The 21,999-nt window shown below is 70.4% G+C and carries 8 protein-coding genes; 7 read left to right on the top strand and 1 reads right to left on the bottom strand.

All coding sequences use genetic code 11. The features are described 5' to 3' along the window. Positions 1 to 123: 123 nt before the first annotated feature. The 6 genes from Q6350_RS03545 (at position 124) to drmB (ending at position 19,597) form a co-directional block, all read left to right on the top strand. Positions 124 to 6,384, top strand: coding sequence for a DUF4011 domain-containing protein (locus tag Q6350_RS03545; RefSeq protein ID WP_305065239.1), 6,261 nt, complete (start codon positions 124 to 126; stop codon positions 6,382 to 6,384). 158 nt (positions 6,385 to 6,542) lie between these two features. Continuing rightward, positions 6,543 to 7,685: a DNA cytosine methyltransferase gene (locus Q6350_RS03540; RefSeq protein WP_305065237.1), complete on the top strand. Its 1,143-nt coding sequence runs from the start codon at positions 6,543 to 6,545 to the stop codon at positions 7,683 to 7,685. A 226-nt stretch (positions 7,686 to 7,911) separates the two neighbouring features. Next, the gene (locus Q6350_RS03535) at positions 7,912 to 12,588 is read left to right on the top strand and encodes a sacsin N-terminal ATP-binding-like domain-containing protein (RefSeq protein WP_305065235.1); all 4,677 of its coding nucleotides are present in this window, start codon (positions 7,912 to 7,914) and stop codon (positions 12,586 to 12,588) included. Beyond that, positions 12,585 to 14,378, top strand: a complete 1,794-nt coding sequence (locus Q6350_RS03530; RefSeq protein ID WP_305065233.1) for a UvrD-helicase domain-containing protein — start codon at positions 12,585 to 12,587, stop codon at positions 14,376 to 14,378. The genes Q6350_RS03535 and Q6350_RS03530 overlap by 4 nt, the downstream gene beginning before the upstream one ends. Continuing rightward, positions 14,371 to 17,610 carry a helicase-related protein gene (locus Q6350_RS03525; protein ID WP_305065231.1) on the top strand — a complete coding sequence of 1,080 codons (3,240 nt, stop codon included), beginning with the start codon at positions 14,371 to 14,373 and terminating at the stop codon, positions 17,608 to 17,610. The genes Q6350_RS03530 and Q6350_RS03525 overlap by 8 nt, the downstream gene beginning before the upstream one ends. After that, entirely contained in the window at positions 17,597 to 19,597 is a 2,001-nt protein-coding gene (gene drmB, locus Q6350_RS03520) for a DrmB family protein (RefSeq protein ID WP_305065229.1), read from the top strand. Before Q6350_RS03525 ends, drmB begins: the two co-directional genes overlap by 14 nt. On the opposite strand, the gene Q6350_RS03515 is transcribed toward drmB, so the two are convergent. Then, positions 19,551 to 19,955: a very short patch repair endonuclease gene (locus Q6350_RS03515; protein WP_305065227.1), complete on the bottom strand. Its 405-nt coding sequence runs from the start codon at positions 19,953 to 19,955 to the stop codon at positions 19,551 to 19,553. The two genes, drmB and Q6350_RS03515, sit on opposite strands and share 47 nt — an antisense overlap. Positions 19,956 to 20,026: 71 nt before the next feature. Here Q6350_RS03515 and Q6350_RS03510 point away from each other — a divergent pair, with 71 nt between their 5' ends. After that, the gene (locus tag Q6350_RS03510) at positions 20,027 to 21,643 is read left to right on the top strand and encodes a DNA cytosine methyltransferase (RefSeq protein WP_370375358.1); all 1,617 of its coding nucleotides are present in this window, start codon (positions 20,027 to 20,029) and stop codon (positions 21,641 to 21,643) included. Positions 21,644 to 21,999 lie beyond the last annotated feature (356 nt).

Raw genomic sequence — 21,999 nt, 5'->3', positions numbered from 1 at the left:
CCCGCTGCGTCGAGATGAAGTCCGAGGTGATCGGGCTTCGAGACCGGTGGCGCGGTCTACAGTTGCCCCGATTGCCGGTTACGTGCCGGATTTCGTGATCGTACGACCGGCGAGGAACATCCCGTGACCGAAGTGCTGAACGTCGAGCCCATTGAGTCCGACGCCGAGGGGCACGGCGTCTCCGCCCAGTTGCGGGCCACCGTCAGCGACCAGTGGTCGTGGGCGGCGGCCAACGCCCGGATCCCTCAGGTCAACGACCTCGAGGTCACCGTGTCGGCCCCGCTGGAGCATGCGCGGGTCGAGGTGACGGTCACCGACGGTGAGGTCCGGTACGGCGGCGTCGTCGTGCACGAGGGGCCGATCGGGTTCGCCGGGCTGCGTGTGGACAGCATCCACGTGCCGTTGTCGGCGAGTGCGATGGCGCGGGTCGAGGAGCGCCGAGGGGCCGACTGCTTGATCACGCTGCGGACGCACGACGGTGGTCCGGTGCTTGCTCGCTTCGAGCAGTCGGTGGACCTGCAGCCGCGCGACCTATGGCTTCGCCAGGGCGAGCCGCGGCGCGAGCAGCAGCTGACCGCTATCCGCCAACGGCACGACGAACTCACGGATCTCCTCCGACAGGACCCGGAGAGCCCTGACGCTGCCGCGATCACAGCGGAGCGCCGTGCGCTCTTCGACCAGTACTGGTCGAGCACTGGTCGCAATGGCGTGCTGTCCTGCTCGCTGCTGGCGTCGTACGTCCGGCCCAACCACCCGGAGGTCGCCACCCTCGCCAGGGAGGCTGCCGACGTCTTGGAGGCCACGACGGGCGATGCCTCCTTCTACGCCTTCCAGCTCGAGGGCGACCGAGCGACACGGCGTGTCGAGGAGACCGTCGACGCGGTCTACACGGCGCTGCACCGGCGGCAGATCTCCTACTCCGAGCCTCCGCCCGGGTGGGACTACCGGATCGAGGGCCAGAGGATCCGGGATCACGGTGATGTCGCACGCCGGGGTCTCGGGACGTGCATGGACACGACCGTGCTCATGGCTGCCGTCCTTGAGCACGTCGGGCTGCTCCCGGTGCTCGTCCTCGTCCACGGTCACATCTTCGTCGGGTACTGGCGGCGCGACCCCCGCCGTGGGAGCACTCAGGAGTGGTACCCGGATCAGCCGGTCTTCCACGACCCCGCCACGATCAGGATGCTGATCGAGGGCGGCTTCCTCGGCTTGATCGAGACGACGGCCTTCGCTTCTGGTGACGGGACAAGTCCGGCCGGGGCCAGGAAGGAAGCGCGTTCCGTACGCCTCCCCCAGGGATTCTCGGAGGGCCCGGTCGAGGTGGTCGACATCGCTGCGGCCCGGCTCCTGGGGGTCGCGCCGCTCCCTGCCGTGCACGAGAAGGCCGACGGTTCGGTCGAGGTCGTCGTCTACGGCGCGAACGGTGCTCCTGAGGCCTCCGAGATCGCGGTGGCCGAGCCGACGAACCCCTCCGGTGTCAGGCGCGTCGATCAGCACCCGCCGCGATTCCGCACCTGGAAGTCCTCGCTCTTCAGCCTCGACGCGAGGAACGCGCTGCTCAACCTGCGGAACGGGCCGTCGGTCCAGCCGGTGCTGGTCGACGGGGACCTTCTCGGCACCCTCGAGAACGATCTGAACCGGGACGTCGAGCTCACCCTCCTGCACGGGGACGACCTGCCGGAGGTCGTGCGTGCTCGTGACGTCCGCGACGCCGCGGACCTCAAGACGGAGGAGCAGTCGGCGTTCCTGAAGAACCGCAAGCTCTTCGTGCAGCGGACGAGCACGGCGAAGACGTCGCCCGGCCCGGTCCGGCGGTCGAAGTTCGTCACCGAGGTCCGTTCCATGGCCCGCCGGGCCAAGGAGGCGCACGACGAGAGGGGCATGAACCCGCTGTTCCTGTGTCTCGGTCTGCTGCGCTGGGAGCACAAGAACGCCTGGCTCGACGCCCCGCTGATCCTCGTGCCGGTGCGCATCATCGAGCGGCGCACTCGTGGCCAGTTCGCCCTCGCCCTGGACACCAGCGCCCAGACGACTCCCAACGTCGCGCTCCTGGAATGGCTGCGCAGCGAGCACGGCCTGACCATCCCCGAGCTCGCCGAGCCCGCCAACGACGCTGCCGGCGTCGACGTCTCCGGGATCCTGGCGGCCGTCCGGGCGACGGTCGCGGATCGCGGTCTCCCGTTCGCGGTCGAGTCCCAGGCGCGGCTCGCCCTGCTCGACCTCTCGGCCTTCCGGATGTGGCAGGACCTGACGAAGCACGGCGACGAGTTCCTCGAGCGGCCGCTCGTCAAGCACCTCGTCCACACCCCTGCGGAGCCGTTCGTCGACCCCGTCGTCGGCTCGGAGCCCGACGACCCTGACGCGCTCGAGGCGTTGGAGACCCCGATCCCGGCGGACGCGACCCAGAGGAAGGCCGTCGTCTGGGCGCGTGAGGGGCGCACCTTCGTCCTGCAGGGGCCGCCCGGGACCGGCAAGTCGCAGACGATCACCAACATGGTCGCCGAGTGCGTGCTTGCCGGTCAGAAGGTGCTCTTCGTCGCGGAGAAGGGCACCGCCCTCGCAGTGGTCCAGCGACGGGTCGAGGCCATCGGCCTCGCCCCCTTCATGCTGAACCTGCACCACGAGGGGTCGAGCGCCGCGATCGTGCGTGCACAGCTCAAGCGGTCGCTGTCCGCGCGGGTGGCGGACGACCCGGTCGCCCTCGAGGCCGCTCGGCGACGACTCCAGAGCTCGCGGTTCGAGCTCGGCAGGTACCCGGAACGCCTCCACCGGACCAACGCGGCGGGTTGGTCGGCCTACGGTGCGCACGACCAGCTTCTCGTCCTCGGCGACGGGCCGTCGATGCCCGTCAGGGCCGAGCTCGTGGCGCACCGTCGCGATCTGGTCGAGCAGCTCCGGGAGGTCCTTCGCGACGTCCAGCCGGTCGTCGCCGCCGCCGACGTCCGCCCGGACCACCCGTGGCGGTTCGTGGGCCGCACCCCGCAGCGGGAGTGGGAGGTCGGCGAGGTGGGCGACGCGCTGCGTGCCGTCCTGGACGGCACCCGGTGGGCCGACGGGCTCGGCGGTCCGCTGCGCGCTGCTCTCGACGACGTCGACCACCCGCACCAGCTGCAGCTGCTGGTCCGGGCGACCGACGAGCGTCTCCCGCGCGGGGCGACGCTGCGGACGATCCTGGAACGTGGCTGGGTCGACGACGCCGCACACGTCGTCACGAGCTGCGAGCGCATGGTCACCGAGTGGTCCGGGTACCTCCGGGGATTCCGCCCTGAGGTCCTCGAGATCGACCTGCTCGGTGTGCAGGCCGCGCTGGAGGCGGCCAACGCCTCGGGGATCTTCGGCCGGAGCAAGCGGCAGGCGGCGGCGCTCGAGCCGCTGACGCCGTTCGTCGTGGGCGCGGCCGTTCCTGAGCCCGCGTCTGCTGCGCGTGTGCTCGGCGACCTGATCAAGGTACAGGAGGCGGAGCGCTGGGCGGCGAGGGCGCTCGACGGGACGGCCGGGCTGTCCGCCGGGCGTCACATCAACGTCTTCCTCGACGGGGTCGTCGGCGCGGTCCGCCGCCGCTACGACGAGCTGCTGGCGAAGACCGAGTCGCTGCGCGCGTTCATGCCCTGGGCCGCGACGGTCCGGGAGCTCGCAGCCGGCGACCACCTGGCGGCCCACGCCGATGAGCTCTCCCGGTGGGCCGACGCCTGGTCGAGCGCCTGGGACCTGCTCGGCGGGGCCGACGACGACCTCGCGGTCTGGCTGGACGGCGACGGGCTGGTCGCGGCGACCCGACGGTACGCGGACGAGTGGCGCCGGCAGATCGAGCACGAACGGTTGCTGCCGCTGCAGCGCTGGTCGGAGCTCGTCGCGGCGCTCGGTCCGCTGCGCGAGGCGGGGCTGGCCGAGGCACGTACCGACCTCCTCGCCGGCCGGCTCGCCGCGGAGGAGGCCCTCGAGGCCTTCGAGCGCGGCCTCGCGTCGACCTCGCAGGACGAACGCGTCCGGACCGAGGGTCTCGACCGCTTCGACGCGGCCGCGCACGACCGTCGGGTGCGGTCCTATGCCGAGGCCGAGGCCGAGGTGCGGACGCAGTGGGTCACCGGCGGGCCGGCACGACTGCTGGCCCGTCGTGGTGGCGGCGGAGCGGGCAAGGGCACCGGAGGGCTGGCTCGCGAGCTCGAGAAGACGACCAGGCGGCTCGGAACCCGGGCGATCCTGCGCAAGTACGCGGGCTCGGTCCAGGAGCTCACACCGCTGGTGCTCGCGAGCCCGTCGTCCGCGGTCGACCTGATCGAGCCCGGGAAGATGGAGTTCGACCTCGTGATCTTCGACGAGGCCTCCCAGATCACCGTCCCGGAGGCGGTGGGGGCGATCGGGCGTGCCAAGGCCGTCGTCGTCGTCGGGGACTCCAAGCAGATGCCCCCCAGCCGCAAGGTCGGCGCGCAGCCCTCCACCGACGAGGAGGTCGAGGACACCGACGCGGAGGAGCCCGTCGAGGACCAGGAGTCGATCCTGAGCGAGTGCGAGCTCGCGCGCGTGCCGACGCTCAAGCTGTCGTGGCACTACCGGAGCCAGGACGAGGCGCTCATCGCCTTCTCGAACGCGGCGTACTACGAGGGCGACCTGAGCAGCTTCCCGGCGCCGTCCCTGCTCTCGTCGTCCACAGGCGTCGAGCTGGTCCGGGTCGACGGGCGGTTCATCCGTGCCGGCAGCACCGAGAAGCGCGACCTCGGCGGGGACGTCGTGGCGGGCAAGGGGACCAATGCCGACGAGGCGCTGGCCATCGTGGCCGCCGTCCGCGAACTGCTCGACGCGCCCACGCCGCCGACCGTCGGCGTCGTGACGTTCAACGAGCAGCAGCGCCAGCTCATCGAGGACCTGCTCACGGTCTGCGACGACCCGAGGGTCGCCGCGGCGATGGACGAGAGCGCGATGGGCCCCTCGGACGTGCTGTTCGTCAAGGCCCTCGAACAGGTCCAGGGGGACGAGCGGGACGTCGTGCTGTTCTCCGTGGCGTTCTCCAAGCAGGCGAACGGCAAGATCCCCCTGAACTTCGGACCGTTGTCCAACCTCGGCGGCGAGAGGCGGCTCAACGTCGCGGTCACGCGTGCGCGCCGCAAGAACGTCGTCTTCTGCAGCTTCGAGCCCGAGGAGCTCGACGCCGAGAGCGCGTCGTACCGCGGGGTCAAGGACCTCAAGCAGTTCCTGCTCTTCGCGCGCGCCGCGGGACGCGCCGACGAGTCGGGCACCTCGCTCGGTCGCACGCCGGTGCGCGACCGGCACCGGGACGACGTCGCCCGGGCCCTGCGTGACGCCGGGCTGCACGTCAGGACCGACGTCGGTCTGTCCGACTTCCGGCTCGACCTGGTGCTGTCGCGGCCCGAGCAGCCCGACCGGGTCCTGCTGCCGGTCCTGCTCGACGGCGAGAGCTGGAAGGGCCGTCGGACGGTCTCTGACCGGGACGTGCTGCCCGTCGAGGTGCTGAGCAACCTCATGGGGTGGCCGTCGGTGGCCCGGGTCTGGTGGCCGATGTGGCTCCAGAACCGCGACGAGGTGATCACCCGGATCCTCGCCGAGGTCGAGGCGGCGGAGACCGCGCTCGCGGACGAACAGCCACCCGAGCCGGTTGACGAGCCCGACGCCGAGGGCGCCGCGTTCGAGGACGCCCTCGCCGGTGACGACGCGGTCCCGACCGCCGCGGCCGCGACGGTTCCTCACGCGTCCGGCTCCGCGTTCGTCCCGGCGTTCGACCTCTGGGGCGCGCCGGGGCCAAGTGCCTCGCCCGAGGCTGTGGTGTCCCGTGCGGCCACAGAGGGCGCGTTCCCGGCCGACGTCGTCGACCGGGCCGTCCCCAGCCGCCCGGAGGACGCCCCCGAGGTCTCCGCCCCCGTGTTCGTCCCGGCGCACACCGAGGTCGTGGGCGAACGCCGGACGCTCGACGAGCTGCCGTCACGGGCGGCGGCCGTCGTGGTCCGGACGATGCTTCTCGACGTCGTCGAGGCCGAAGGCCCCGTCGCGATGGAGAGGCTGGTCCGGATCGTCGGACGACGGTTCGGCCTGACCGCCGTCCGTGCGAGCCGCGCCGCCGACATCGCCCGGCTCGTCCCGCGGGCGCTCGTCCGCAAGAGCAGGCTCGGCACCTTCGTCTGGCCCGAGGGCGTGGATCCGGACAGCTGGACCGGTTACCGGCAGGCAGGTGACGAGCCCGCCCGGAAGATCGACGAGATCGCGCCCGAGGAGATCGCGGCGGCGATGCGCGCCGTGCTCCGGGACCAGCCGGGTATCAGCAAGGAAGCGACATTGCGGCGCACGGCGGCGATCTTCGGCCCCACACGCCTCAGCGCGACCACGCGTGCGCGGCTCGAGGCGGTCTGGGAGATGGTCGACGACGGATCGTGAAGGCCGCCTCGCCAGTCGGCGTCGGAGAGCGGAGCCCTTCGGGCGGAACCCGTCGTGCTGCAATGGCGGATCCAATGCTTCGTCCTCTTGACGGGCGTTTCCGACCGCGTGGGCCGCGCATGGTCGGCCGGACATTTCGATCTGGATATGGTCTGCGAGTGCAGAAAGGTGGTCGTCACCAGTTGGTGAACAACGCCGTAGCGGTGTCAGCGAGTCTCGTCGACAGAATGGCTGCGCGGTCCTCAGGCGACCTGAAGGTGATCGACGTCTTCGCGGGGGCCGGTGGTCTGACGGCGGGACTGCATCGTGGTTCCGAGCGGTTCCGCGCCGTGCGCGCTGTCGAGCACGATCTCGCGGCAGCCGCGACCTATGCGGAGAACTTCGGTGACGTCATGTACGCGGGATCCGTCGAGGACTGGCTGCGGGACGACGACGTGCCCCAGGTCGATGTCGTCGTCGGGGGGCCGCCCTGCCAAGGCTTCTCACTCATCGGGAAGAGGGACCCGAACGACGAGAGAAACGCGCTCTGGCGCCAGTTCGTCGAGACGGTCAGGCGTGCGGGTCCTCGTGCGTTCGTGATGGAGAACGTCCCGACCTTCGTGAAGTCGGTCGAGTATCAAGCCTTGCTCGCGGAACTGGCGCAGGGTGGTCTGACCGACTACGACGTCCGCACGGCCGTCGTGGACGCCGCCGATTTCGGGTCGCCGCAGCGGCGCAAGCGTGCTGTGCTGATCGGTGTTCACCGGGACGAGAAGCACCCCGGACATCTGGATCCTGTCGGGGGCGACGAGGCCTTGACCGTCCGTGACGCGTTCAGGGGGATCCGGCCCTTCGTCGGGGAGTTCGATCTCCGTCCGGGCATGACACGGTTCAGGAACACCTGGCTTCCCGGTTCGTTCCGAAGCTCTGAGCTGCATTTCACGCGCCGGTGGTCGGAGAAGGATCAAGCAAGGTTCCGTTCGATCCCGTACGGGGGGAGCCGGAGAGATCTCCCGCGCGAACTCTCCCTGCGCTGCTGGCAGGACAACCCGCGGAGCGCGAGTGATGTGATGGGCCGGCTCGTGTGGGAGCGGCCCTCGGTGACGATCCGCACGGAGTTCTACCGGCCGGAGAAGGGTCGCTTCGTGCACCCCACGGCACACAGGACGATCACGCACTGGGAGGCCGCCAGGCTCCAGGGCTTCGGCGACGACTTCCGCTGGGTGGGGCGTCGGGCCGACATCGCCAGGCAGATCGGGAACGCGGTTCCTGTCCACCTCGGAGAGGCGATCGGAAAGCACCTGGCCGGAGCCCTGTCATAGTGCGGAACTCGAACGAGAGTTCGAGAGCGGGTGAATTCTGGCCGGTCCACCGTTGCGATGTCACTATCAGGCCTGCTCTGCGCTCCTGAGTGTCACCGGCATCACATAGGTTGCGACCGGGTGCCGGGAGCAGCGGTTCCGCGACCGGTGAGATCGAAGCCGATGGATGGGTGCAGACGTGCAGTTGCAGGGGTGGGAAAGAGGCGCCTCACGCCTCGCGGATGTCGTGGCCGAGCAGACCGATCGGTGTCTCGAGGTCTACGAGAAGGATCCGAGCCGCGTCGAGCAGGACGCGAACAACGAGCTCCGGATCTCGTCGGGTGGATACAACGACCGTCAGCTCGAGGAGCTCGTCCAGAACGCGGTCGACGCCGCTCGCCACGGCGGCGAGCGCATCGAGGTCGTCCTGACCCGGACCGCGCTGTACGTCGCGAATGACGGCAAGCCGTTCGACGAGGCCGGCCTGCTTTCCATCATGGCCTCCGACATCTCGACGAAGGACGACGAGGCGGTCGGCAAGTTCGGCATCGGCTTCAAGTCGGTCCTGGCCGTCTCGGAGACGCCGAAGGTGCTCAGCCGGTCGGTGTCGTTCGGGTTCGACCGCGAATGGTCGGAGAAGATGCTCCGGGGCGAGGGCTACGAGTCCACCGCGTACCCGACGATGCGTCTCTCGAGACTGATCGACCCGGCGGCGGAGGCCGCGTCCGACCCGCAGCTCGCGGAGCTGATGGACTGGGCGAGCACGGTCGTCGTCCTGCCGCTGTCGACCTCATGGGTTCCGATCTCCCGACGGCTCTACGACTTCTCTGCGGCGTTCGTGCTGTTCTCCCCGCACATCAAGCGAGCGATCCTTCGCAACCTGGCAGAGCCGAAGGACCCGGTCGCGAACCGGGGGTGGGGCGCGGTCCGCGAGGTCGTGGCCGAGCGGGACGGCGGACTCCTGACGACGCTCCGTACGGGCGGTACGAGTTCGACCTGGGCTGTCGCGGGCACCGTTCACCGCCCGAACGCGAGGGAACTGGTCGACGGAGGCCACGTCGCGGCTCGTGACGAGGTGACTGTCCGGTACGCCGTCGCGATCCCGCCCGGCGCCGGAGACGGATCGTTCTGGGCGTACTTCGCGACGCGCGAGCGGACGACGCTCTCGGGCATCGTGAACGCTCCGTGGAAGCTCAGCGACGACCGGACCCGACTCCTGGCGGGTGACTTCAACGAGGGCATTCTCCGCGGTGTCGTTCCGCGCCTCGTGGGTGACGTCGTCATCGCCTTCGACCGGACCGATGACCCGGTGAAGGCGCTCGACGTGCTCCCGGCGCGAGGCAGGGAGAGCCGCGGCTGGGCGGACGATGTGGTCAACCAGCCGGTGTTCGAACGCATGCGTGCGGTCCGTTGCCTGCCCGATGTGGACGGCGTCCTCCACGTCCCGTCCGAACTCCGTTGGGCAGGCGACATCCCGGCCCGGTGGACGGAGGCCTGGGCGGAGGTGCCGGGTGCCCCTCGGGACAGATGGGTGCACCCCGACGTCAACTCGAACGCCGAGCGCAGGATGAAGGTCCGACGCCTGCTGGGCTGCGAAGGTGCCGACGACGAGGGGAACGCCGGGATCGACGAGTGGCTCGGAGCGCTCGTCCGCCACGGGACCGTCGAGGAGTCGGCCGAGGCCATCCGGGTCGCCGCTCTGATCGTCGACGACGTCGGGCGGCATGACGAGAGGCTTCGGGTCCGCGCTCAGCGGGGCCTGGCCAACGCACCGATCGTCAGACTGGAGGACGGCACCTTCCGGGCGCCCACGCGCGGCAAGGTCTTCGTCCGTGTCGCGGGCGACGACCGCGACGACGTGGAGTTCGTCGACCCGGAACTGGCCGCGATGCCCGGTGTCCGGGAGGCGCTCGCGAAGCTGGGCGTCGTCGTCATGGATCGCAGCGGTGAACTGCGGGCGCTCCTGACCCGTGCCAAGCAGCGCGATTTCGTCCGACGGCCAGACGCGGTCTGGGGTCGGATCTGGGAGGTGCTGCGGGACATCCCCCTGACGACGGCACTGCAGATCCTTCGTGAGGACCTGGGCCTCCGGCTCGAGCTCCACACCCGCGTCCGTACCGCGGCCGGTACCTGGGTTCCCCCGAGCAGCGCGTTCCTCGGCGGCGCGATCGTCCCGGCCGACGGGAGTCGCGACCGGGACCGGCTCATCGATCCTCGCTTCCACCGGGCCGACACGGAGCTGCTCCGCGAGATCGGGGCTGTCGACGCCCCCGCCTGGCGGCACGACGCGCCTCAGGAGAGCTGGCTGCACGCGTACGACGAGGAGGTCAGGGACAAGTTCATCGAGGGCCAGTCGGGGCCCCGGCCCGACCGCGCGAAACTGGTCGTGGACGGCGCTCCGCCGCCCTGGCCGCTCCAGCCCCTGCTGGAGATGAGCAAGGACGCCCGCGCCGCGGCGACCCGGCACATCCTGGCGCGAGGAAAGCCCGACGCCTGGACCGTCCGGCACACCACCAACAGCAGCTACGGCACGCTGCGGGTGGGTGCTCCGGAGATCTACTTCGTCCGAAAGTTCGGCCTGCTGGCCACGACGTTCGGGCTGCTTCCGCCGCACCAGGTCCTGGCGGCGAACGACTCCTTCGATCCGCGGGTCCTGCCCGTCTTCGAGGTCGGCGACCAGCTCGCGGAGGCGATCGGTCTCCGGACGGATTTCGAGGCCTTCACCCCGGGGGACTGGGAGATGATGAAGGCGGTCGCGGACTCATGGACGACCTCGGAGGACGACGACGCCCGGCGGTCCGAGTTCTACACCTGGCTCGCCGGCAACCTCGACCCCGAACGTCTGGTGGTCCGGGTCGGCCGCGGACGGCAGAGCGTCGAACGTGCACACGTCGGGATCACCGACGACCCCGCGGTCTACTCCTCGATGATCGAGGCGATGGCGCCCGCGCTGCTGGTCTCGGACTCCGAGGACGTCGACAGGCTCATCGAGTTCTGGGGCCTGCAGCCGGGCAAGGACCTGCTGCAGGAGGAGATCGTCGTGGAGCGCTCCGGTGAGCCGTTCTACCTCACCGACGCCTTTCCGCCCCTGAAGCTCCGGCTCGCGCCCGAGGACCGTGACGTGCAGCTCCAGCCCTGCTCGCGGATCGTCAGGATGATCGCCACGCCGCAGGGCCAGAAGGCGAAGCCGATCACCGCGCTGCGTGAGGACCAGGTCGTCCACGTCACCGCCACCGACGCCGCCGAGCGACTCGCCCAGGCGTCGGAGGCGCTCGGTCTCGGTCTGGATCGACGTGCGGTCGCCAAGATCTTCGACGAGATGGAGAGGTCGGAGGTCAACCAGCGTCGCCAGAAGATCAGGAGGGCGCCGAGCGACGACCTGAGGCTGCTGGAGGCGGTCGGTGAGGAGGCGCTGCGACGCATCGTGCCCAAGCAGGCCCTGGACGCCCTGGAGAGCCGGCCGGAAGGGGTCCGGTCCGAGGAGATCGCGGCGTTGGCGCGCGCCGTCCACGGTGTCGGGATCCTCAAGTCGTTGAGGATCGCCCTCGAGGACGCCGGGCTCGAACCGCCCAAGGAGTGGGCCGGTCGGCGGATCACCCGCCACTGGGTCACCTCGCACGGGTTCCCCGCGGACTGGGCGGGGTTCCCCTCCTCGCAGCGGCCGGCCGTCGAGGTCATCGACGGTCCGGCGGTGCTGGGTGACCTGCACAAGTACCAGGAGAACGTCACCGACCGGATCAAGAGTCTCCTGCGGGCGGTCGGCCCCGACCGCGGCATGGTGTCCCTGCCGACGGGCGCCGGCAAGACCCGTGTCGCGGTCGAAGCACTGGTCAACGGCGTGCGGGACGGCGACATCGACATCTCCAAGCCGTTGGTCTGGATCGCGCAGACCGACGAGCTGTGCGAGCAGGCTGCCGAGAGCTGGACCTACGTCTGGCGGGCGATCGGTCCGCAGGTGCCGATGCGGCTCGGCCGGTTGTGGGCCAGCAACGACGTGCCGGAGGAGCCCGGGGCGTTCCAGCTCGTCGTGGCCAGCATCGACAAGCTCCGGTCCGTCAAGGACCGGGCGGGTTCGAGCTACGAGTGGCTGCGCCAGCCGTCGGTGGTGGTCGTCGACGAGGCCCACACGTCCATCGCGTCCTCGTACACGCAGGTCCTGGAGTGGCTCGGCCGCGGGGCGAGGGGACGTTCGGAGGACGTTCGTCGGCCGCTCATCGGGCTGACAGCGACACCGTTCCGCGGTACCTCTCACGACGAGACCGAGCGGCTGGTCAAGCGGTACGACGGAAACCGTCTGGACCGAGGCTCCTTCAACCATGCGGACGACCCCTATCCGGAACTGCAGGAGCAGGGAGTTCTCGCCTCGGTCCGTCAGGTCGTCATCGACGGCACCGACGTGGAACTGACCGAGACCGACGTCGACGAGATCGAGAAGCTCCGCCGGCTCCCCTCCGCGGTGACGGAGCGGCTCGGGGGCGACCTCAGCCGCACACTCCGTGTCGTCGAGTCCATCGCGCAGTTGCCGGAGGACTGGACCGTCATCGCGTTCGCGCCCTCGGTCGAGAACTCACGGGTGATGGCTGCCCTGCTGTCGCACCGCGGTGTCCCCGCTGTGTCGATCTCCTCGGACACCGAGTCCGCGGCCCGCAGGCACTACGTCGAGGAGTTCAAGGCGGGGCGGATCAGGGTCCTCACGAACTACAACGTGCTGACGCAGGGGTTCGACGCGCCGAAGGTCCAGGCGGTGTTCGTCGCGCGCCCGACGTTCGCGCCGAACGTCTACCAGCAGATGATCGGACGCGGTCTCCGCGGACCGAAGAACGGAGGGTCGGAGGAGGTCCTCATCGTCAACGTGCGGGACAACTTCCAGAAGTACGGCGACATGCTCGCCTTCAACGAGTTCGAGTACCTGTGGTCGCGATGACGGACGCGATCGCGCTGGATGACAGCCAGCGGGCCGCGGTGGAGGTCGAGGCGGATGCGCGACAGGTCGTCGTCGCAGGTCCGGGATCGGGAAAGACGGAGGTCGTCTCGGCCCTGGTCGACCGTCTGATCGAGGAGGAGGGCGTCGACCCCGACGACGGGATCCTCGTCGTGAGCTTCTCCAACGCGGCGGTCCACGCCGCTGACGCCAGGCGCCGCTTGCACGGTGCTGAACCGGTCACGATCAGGACGCTCGACTCGCTGGCGACACGCATCGTCCGTGACCACGCCGATGACGGCGGAGAGGGCCTGGACTTCGACGCCCGTGTCTCCCTGGCGACGCGGCTCCTGCGGGACGGCGAGGCCGACGAGGTCCTCGAGGACGTCGAGCACCTGGTCGTCGACGAGGTGCAGGACGTCGTCGGGGTCCGTGCCGATTTCCTGCTCGCGATGCTCGAACACCTTCCCGGTGATGCCGGCTTCAGCCTCCTGGGCGACCCCGCCCAGGGCATCTACGACTTCCAGATCCGCCCCGACCCGAGCGGCCGGCGCCCTCGCTCGAGGACGACGTCCGCGGACCTCCTGCGCGGCGTCCGGGAGATGCGGGGAGTCGAGGAGCGGGTGCTCACCGGTCAGTACCGGGCCACGAGCCGTGACGCCCGGGCGGCCGCCGCGCTCCGATCACGCGTGCTCGAGGCGGGCGGCTCCGAGGAGGTCGCCGACTTCGAGGCAGAGATCGTCCCGGTCGGTGACATCGTCGAGGCCGTCGTGATGGCCGACCGGTGGCCAGGTACGACGGCCTTCCTCACGGCCGACAACGGTCAGGCGATGCTGGTCGCCCGGGAGGTCGCGGACCACGGGCACCGGGTCGAGCTGAGGCGTGGTGCGCAGCAACGGGTGCTGGCCGGGTGGGTCGCGCGTGCGCTGGGCGCCGCGCCGACCGCGTCCGTCAACCGCGACGAGTTCCTGTCCCGGGCCGCGGACGTCCTCCCGGACGTCGACGCCGCCGTGCTCTGGCGCGCGACGCGGGGTGTCGTGGGTGGTCGCGGGACGGAGATCGACGTCAAGGCGCTGGCCAGACGTCTGATGATGCCGGGCTCACTGGTGCGCGATCTGATCGACGAACCGATGGCGGACATCGTGGTCTCCACTGTGCACCGTGCCAAAGGCCTGGAGTTCGACAACGTCGTCCTCGTGGACTTCCCCGACAAGCCATGGCGGAGCGACGACGTCGAACCTGATGAAGCGGGCAGGACCCGGTTCGTCGCGGTCACCCGCGCCCGTGACCTGATCGCCCGGGCCACCGGTCCCGACGACCGCTGGTTGAGCAGACACCCCAGAACGCGCCGGTGGTACCGGAGAGGACGTCAGCAGTGGCAGACGTTCGGTTTCGAGATCCGCGTCGACGACGTCGACACCGTCGAACCCGGAGGTCTCGACCCGGCGGAGGCGCAGAACCGCCTCGCGACCGTCGTTCGCCCGGGTGACCGGCTCGAGCTCGCGCTCGACCTGGACCGCTCGTCCCTCACCCTGCCGGTCTACACCCTCCTCCACGACGGCGTGGCCGTCGCACGGACGTCGGCCGCCTTCGGCCACGACCTCGTCGCCCGGATCCGCACGATCGAAAAGGGCCGCCACGGTTGGCCACGACTCTCCGGTGCTCGCGTGGAGTCCGTGGCGACGGTCGTCGGCAACCCTCAGCCCGGCCCTGTCGGCGTGCACGGGTTGTGGCTCGCCCCGGTGACCGCCGGGTTGCTCGACCTCGACTGGAAGGGAGACCAGCGTGCGTGACCTCGACCCCTGGTACCAGGCCCGAGAGCGAATGGTCGACGCCGTCGTCGCGGACCTCCACGGATCGTCCGACGACGCCGTCCTCCTCGAGGAGCCGCTCGAGAGATTCGTCGTCGGGATCCTCTACCCGCAGGCGTCCGACGGCGCGGCGGTCGTGGAGGTCGCGGACGAGGCGCCGGACGGTGAGGCGGGGACGGCGCCGGACGCCGACTACGACCCCGGGGTGTCGTTCGCCCATCTGCGGTACCCCTCGACGATGGGGCTCACGTGCGGGGTGACCGCGTCGACGGAGCGGCTCGTGGTCGAGATCGAGGCGGATCGCTACGAGCCGGTCGGGACGCAGCCGGACGCCGCGACGGATGAAGGGGACGTCGCGAGTCGTGCCCACGCACGTCGGCACGACCGGTGGCAGCTCGTGAGCGAGCGGCCCGACCCCGTCACGATCGACCTGCTCGGCCCGTCGACGAACCGGACGACCGTGGCCGAGGGGCTCGAGCTGCGCGTCGTGGTCCGGCCGCCCCGGGACGGTGTCGTCAGCGTGACCCTGGTCCTCGTCAACACCAAGGTCCGTCCCGAGAAGGGCAGGTCCGACGCGTTGAGCTGGTTCCGCCCGGTCCTGCGGGTCCGGACGGAGGACGGCGAGTTCGCCGATCGGAGCCCTCGGACGCGATCGGGCCATCGCGACCCCGACGAGCTGAGCGGCGATCTCCTGTACAGGTCGGAGCGTCACCTGGCGGTCGGGCACGGGGTCGCCGTCACCTGGGACGAGAGCCGGACCGTCACGGACCTGTGGACGACCTTCTTCCCGCGGCACGACCTCCGCCTGGCCAAGGCGGACCGGGACGACGTCCCGGGCCTCGGGATGTCGCTGCTCGGCGAGGCGCCGGACGGCGACGCCCTGCGGGGCCCGCTCGAGGGGCTCGTCGGGCGCTACGAGGAGTGGATCACCGGCCAGGAGCAGAAGCTGGCCGACCTCTCCGACGCGCACCGAGCCACCGCACGGCGTCATCTCGACGACGCGCGGACGGCCGCGGCGCGGATGACCCGGGGCGTCCAGCTGATCGGCAGTGATCCCGAGGTCGAGCGCGCCTTCCGGGTGATGAACCTCGTCATGCAGGAGCAGAGGGTCCGCCAGGAGCTCGTCCGCAACGGCGCGGATTCAGCCCAGACGCCCGTCGTCGGCGCCTGGAGGCCGTTCCAGATGGCGTTCATCCTGCTGAACCTCGAAGGTCTCTCCGACCCGGAGAGCGCCGACCGGGACCTCGCGGATCTGCTGTGGTTCCCGACCGGAGGCGGCAAGACGGAGGCGTACCTCGGTCTGATCGCCTTCTCCTTGGTGCTCCGGCGCCTCCGCGGGGCCGGTGAGGACTGTGACGGTGCCGGGGTCGGCGTGATCATGCGCTACACGCTGCGGCTGCTGACGCTGCAGCAGTTCGAACGAGCCGCCGGACTGATCTGCGCGCTCGAGGACTTCCGCGGACAGGACCCGGAACTCCGCGAGCGAGCCCCGTTCTCCCTCGGGCTGTGGGTCGGTCAGGGCGCGACCCCGAACGACACCAAGGCGGCGGCGAAGGCGATCCGCAAGCGCAGGATGGGCGAGGACGCGGGTGACGGGGGTGACCCGGTCCAGCTGCTCCACTGCCCGTGGTGCGGCAGCACGTTGAGGGCCGACGACTACGAGGTGGACAGGTACGCGGATCGCGTCACCGTGCGGTGCCCGGGCGTCGACTGCCGGTTCCACGGCGGCGACGGTCTTCCGGTGCATCTCGTCGACTCGGACGTGTACAGGGAGCGTCCGTCGCTGGTCATCGGGACGGTCGACAAGTTCGCCATGCTCGCCTGGCGGGAGCAGGCCGGACGTCTGTTCGGATCCGGCCACGACGCGCCGCCGGACCTCATCGTGCAGGACGAGCTGCACCTGATCTCGGGTCCGCTGGGCACGCTGGTCGGTCTCTACGAGACGGCGATCGATCATCTCGCCACCGACCGGCGTAGCGGAGCGCGTCCCAAGCTCGTCGCCTCGACGGCCACGATCCGTCGTGCCGCCGGGCAGGTGAAGGCGGTCTTCAACCGGCCCTCGGCGCAGTTCCCGCCACCGGGCATCGACGCGGACGACTCGTTCTTCGCCGTCGACGCCTCCGCCGAGGAGAAGGGCACCCGGCGGTACGTGGGTCTGATGGCCCCCGGTACGAGCCACGCGACGCTGCTGGTGAGAACCTACGCGGCCCTCCTGCAGGGGGCGAAGGACCTGGACGCCCCGGACGAGGTGAAGGACGCCTACTGGACGATCCTGGGCTACTTCAACAGCCTGCGGGTCCTGGGCGCCGCCTACATCCAGTCGATCGACGACGTCCGCGACAGGATCGGCGTCGTCGCCGGCCGGAACGGTTCGGTGAAGCGGGAGACGCGGGACCCCCGTGAGCTGACCTCGCGCAAGAAGTCCAGCGAGATCCCCGAGGAGCTCAAGGCGCTGCAGACGCCGATGCCGGATCCCGCCAGCCCCGACGTCGTGCTGGCCACGAACATGATCTCCGTCGGTGTGGACGTCGACCGGCTGGGGCTGATGGCCGTCATGGGGCAGCCGCAGACGACGTCGGAGTACATCCAGTCGACGAGCCGCGTCGGCCGGCGCCATCCCGGGTTGGTGTTCACCCTCTTCAACGCGTCCAGGTCGCGCGACCTCTCGCACTACGAGTCGTTCACCACCTACCACCGAGCCCTCTACCGGCAGGTGGAGGCGACCGGCGCGACGCCGTTCGCGCCGCGGGCGTTGGACCGGGGGCTCCACGGTCTGCTCGTGATCCTCGCCCGTCATGTCCTCGACGGTGCGGCGGGCGACAAGTCGGTGAGGGTTCCCGTGGAGTCCGACGGGTTGCGTTCCGTGGCCGAGGTCGTCGTCGACCGCGCACGCGCCGTGGCGGGGGAGGCGACGGCCCGGGACGTGCGCGAGGCCCTCGACGCCCTCGTCGAGCAGTGGGAGGAGGGCGTGGACGACGAGGCGGTCCTGCAGTACCCCCGCTGGCCGATGCAGCGCGACGACGTCAAGGGGCTCATGACCATGGCCGGTGCGACGTCCGACGCCTCCGACGGCGTGGCGCTCCTCGAGACGTTTCCTCCGCAGGAGACCCCGTGGCCGACGCTCACCAGTCTGCGGAACGTCGACCGTGAGAGCACCCTCAAGATCATCTCGACCAGGAAGACCAAGGCGGTGGTCCACGATGGCGACGAGTGAGCGCCCCAAGGCCCGACAGAGCCAGCTCGTCACGACCTACGGCATCGGCTCGTTGTTCCCCGCGGGGGACCAGAGCTTCATGATCTGCGGCATCGACGAGTGGGACGAGAAGTGGTCGCCGACCGTCGAGGAACCGCGACTGGCGCGTTCCCTGGGCGTCCACAGCTTCCGGGCACCCGCGACGGGCAAGAGGTCCGGGGACGTCCCGGTCGTCCGGTTCCCGGTGTACCACTACTGCCCGGGTTGCCGGCGGCTCGACCGCTTCTGGAAGTTCGACGCCAAGAAGATGCAGTGCCCGGACTGCGTCCGGGACATCGCCCCCTCGCGTTTCGTCGCGTGCTGCGAGAACGGGCACATCGAGGACTTCCCGTACTTCCAGTGGGTCCATCGCGGGACCGCGGCCGCGGGCGGGGAACATCGGATGAAGCTCGAGGCCAAGGGCGCGTCCTCGTCCCTCGCGGACGTCGTCGTCAGCTGCTCCTGCGGCGTGAAGCCCTACAATCTCGACGGTTCCTTCTCCCGCGGTGCCCTGGCCGAGATCAAGCGGTGCGGCGGCAAGCGACCCTGGCTTCCCGCGGCGCCCGACGAGCAGTGCGACAAGCAGCTGCGGGCCCTGCAGCGCGGCTCCTCGAACGTCTGGTTCGGTGCCGTGCGCTCCAGCATCTCCATCCCTCCGTGGTCGAGTCCCAACTCCCGGTTCGTGACCACCCACTGGGGCGTGCTGGAGCACCTGCCGATGGAGGCTCTTTCCGCCGCGCTTCCTCAGATGATCACCGGGAAGCCCGGCCTGACGGTCGACGGGGTCACCGACGTGCTGCGTCAGCGCAAGGGGCTCGACACCGGCACGCCCCCGTCGGACAAGGACCTGCGCGAGGAGGAGTACCGCGCGCTGATCGACGGGAACGACGGCGGGGCGCACGACTCCTTCCAGTGCGTCCGCGTCGAGCACGACCCGCGCCTGAGCGGCCTGGTCGCACAGGTCTCGAAGGCCACCCGTCTTCGCGAGGTGCGCGCCCTGGAGGGCTTCTCGCGGGTCACGCCGATGCCCACGGACACCACCGACCCCCGTCTCGCCCGGCTCAGCGAGAACCGCCCGGCGTGGTTGCCCGCCACCGAGGTCCTGGGCGAGGGGATCTTCGTCAGGCTCGACGAGGACGCCGTCACCCGCTGGGAGACCGGTGCTTTCGCCAAGGAGCGCGAGGCCCTGCTCGACGAGGCTCTGCGCCGGCGTGCCACGGAGTCGGGCGCACCCGTGGCCGAGGGGCCGAGCGCCCGCTTCCTCGCCATCCACTCCCTGGCGCACGCGCTGCTCCAGGAGCTCAGCCTCGACGCCGGATACCCGGTGGGATCCCTGCGCGAGCGGATCTATGCCGAGCCCGGGCAGGCGGGCCTCCTCGTCTACACGGCGTCGTCGGACGCCGCCGGGAGCCTCGGCGGCTTGGCGGCGCTCGCGGACGCGGAACTCTTCGCGGACATCGTGATGGCGGCGACCGGTCGGGCGCAGTGGTGCTCCCACGACCCGGTGTGCGCGGAATCCGGGTCGTCGGGCTCCGACGGGCTGAACATGGCGGCGTGCCACGCGTGCCTCCTCCTGCCGGAGACGAGCTGCGAGCACCGGAACATCTACCTCGACAGGCTCTCGATCGTCGGGCCCCTCGAGCACCTCGGCAGCGGGATCGTCGGTGCGCTCGGCGGCATGACCGGGGACGCCGGAGACGGTGCGTGGAACGGTTCGCTCGCCAACGCCACGGTTGCCGAGGCCGCACTGGCCGGTGAGATCGCCCGCCGACTGCCCGACGTGCCGGTACCGACTCTCGGGGACGAGGTGCTCGACGGGATTCCTCTCTCGCTGGCGTGGCCGGACCGGAAGGTGGCGGTCACGACGCCGGAGATGTCGGAGCACACGGTCCGGGAGCTGGAGTCCGCCGGTTGGACGATGGTCACCCCGGACGTGGAGAGGATCGGGGCGGCTCTCGGCGCGACCTGACCGCCGCCGCGATGGTGTCGGCCACCGCGGTCGGTGACTCGTGCTCCCAGAATCGGAGGACGAGCCAACCCTCGCCTTCGAGGTGGGCCGTCGTGTCGAGGTCGCGGTCGTGGTTGGCCCGGAGCTTCTCGGCCCACCATGCACCGTTGGCCTGCGGCAGGGTGCCGTGCTCCGGGCAGCCGTGCCAGAAGCAGCCGTCCAGGAACACGGCGACCTTGGCACGCGTGAAGGCGATGTCGATCGTGCGTCGGGGCTTCCCTGGCACCCGGTACGCCACTCGGTACCGCAGGCCCTGCGCGTGCAGCAGCCTGCGGACGTCCACCTCCGGCTTGGTGTCCCGACGGCGTGCGGCGCTCATGCGGAGGCTCACGTCGGGACTCGATGCCCCGGGGTGCGGTCCGACCTGTGCCATGACGCCACGCTAGCGTCATGTCGCGGACGCCGGGCCGCCGGTCGGCACCGGTTCGTGGCGGACGTCTCGGCGGGACGCGAATGCACAGGTCAGCTAAAGGCCGGCAGCCGGCTAGGATGAGCAGCATGACGCATGGTGGGGAGTCCCCAGAACCGATCCGGGTCCTGGACCTGTTCGCCGGCTGCGGCGGGCTGACGGAGGGCTTCCACCAGTTCCGTGCGGTACCCGGAGGGCCTCCGGTCTTCCGCACCGTGGGGGCCGTGGAGTGGGACACCGCCGCCGCCGCCACGTACGCGATGAACTTCGCCGCAGGTTCACCGCGGGTGACGGGTGGCGCGACGCCGAAGGTCTACTGCCGGGACATCGTCGGGTGGGACCCGACCGAGGAGTTGGGTGACATCGACGTCGTCGTCGGAGGCCCACCGTGCCAGGGCTTCTCCGGGCTCAACCGGAACAGGGTTCGTGCCGAGCGCAACACGCTGTGGCAGGAGTTCATCCGGGTGGTGGAGCACGTCCAGCCCAGGATCTTCGTCATCGAGAACGTGGATCGGTTCGTCAGGTCCCCCGAGTTCGCCGACCTGCAGGCCCGCATGGGGAAGGACAAGCTCTCCGACTACCGGCTCGCCTCGCCGACAGGGACGTACAGCGAACACATCGACCCGGACCTGGCACGTCGCTATCTGCTCAACGCTGCGGACTACGGGGCTCGGCAGGCGCGGCGCCGAGCGATCGTGATCGGCGTTCGGGACGACGGTTCCGCAGGAGCTGCCGACTTCCGCTACCCGGAACCGACTCACATCCGGAGCCGCGGAGGGTTCGATCTGGACGTCGGCCCGCGCAGGCCGTGGCGGACGGCCGACGAGGTCTTCGACGCCACTATGCGCAAGACCCCGACGGCCACGGATTTCGACGGCGGGCAGGAGCTCAGCGACCTGGCCCGGGAGATCCTCGGCAGGGACGCGCCGGCTTTCCGAACCGGGGAACTGCACATCACGAGACGCCCGGAACCGGTCTCGCGGGCCCGGTACCGCGCGATCCCTCCGGGAGGTAACAGGAAGGATCTCCGCGGTCGCTACAGGTGCACTTTCGAGGACGGGTCCGACGAGGTCATCGTCGAGAAGTCCGACGACTTCCGTGACACCAACGGGGAGCTTCTTGTGGACGGGAGATACCGGGTGGTCGAGAACGGCGCACCGGGCTCACGCGAACTGAACATCACCGTGGACGCCGAGAGTGTGCCGCCGGTCCCGCAGTCGGGCCGGCATCGCACCGAGTCGTTCCGCGTCGACGTGAAGGACGGACGGCACCTCAGGCGCGCCGAGCTCGAGTACCTCTCCACCGTCGTGTGGGACGGTCACGACGCAGGCTCCGGCGACGTGATGGGGAGGCTACGACTGGGCGCACCGTCCGTGACGATCCGGACGGAATTCTTCAAGCCGGAGAAGGGGCGCTATCTGCACCCCACGGAGGATCGGCCCATCACGCACTACGAGGCGGCCCTGCTCCAGGGGTTCCCCGAGGACTTCCTCTGGTGCGGGTCGAAGACGGACGTCGCGAAGCAGATCGGCAACGCGGTGCCGATCGCGCTGGGCACCAAGGTCGCGGAGGCGATCCATGCTTTCCTGCAGGCCTAGGTAGGCGTCCAAGAGGGTGCCCCCGGCCCCGGTCCCGGCCCGGGCCCCGGCGCCGGTCTCCGTCAACCGCGACCAACTGCCACCCGCTGGACCGGCGGTGCTCGTGAGAGTGCCCAATGGGCCCATGTGTGCGCCGTCGGCTCCGGGATCCGCGAGTTCAGCGGACGCTCTGGCCCTGCGGTGCTTGCCCGAGGGGCGATCACGAGGAGCGCCGCGACGATGCTCGGGGCGGAGTGCAGCACGGCTTGGGGCGTCGAAGGGGTCCGACCCGCAAGGGTGTGGAGGGCCGGAGTCCGGCAGACTCGCCACCTCGACAGCAAGCGCTGACGGATCGCGGAGCGTGCCCACAGGCCGAC

It is taken from the genome of Isoptericola sp. b515, from assembly GCF_030588125.1.
GTDB classification, from domain to species: domain Bacteria; phylum Actinomycetota; class Actinomycetes; order Actinomycetales; family Cellulomonadaceae; genus Isoptericola; species Isoptericola sediminis.
The sequence above is the reverse complement of the archived record's forward strand: the minus strand, read 5'-3'. Positions and strand labels throughout refer to the sequence as shown.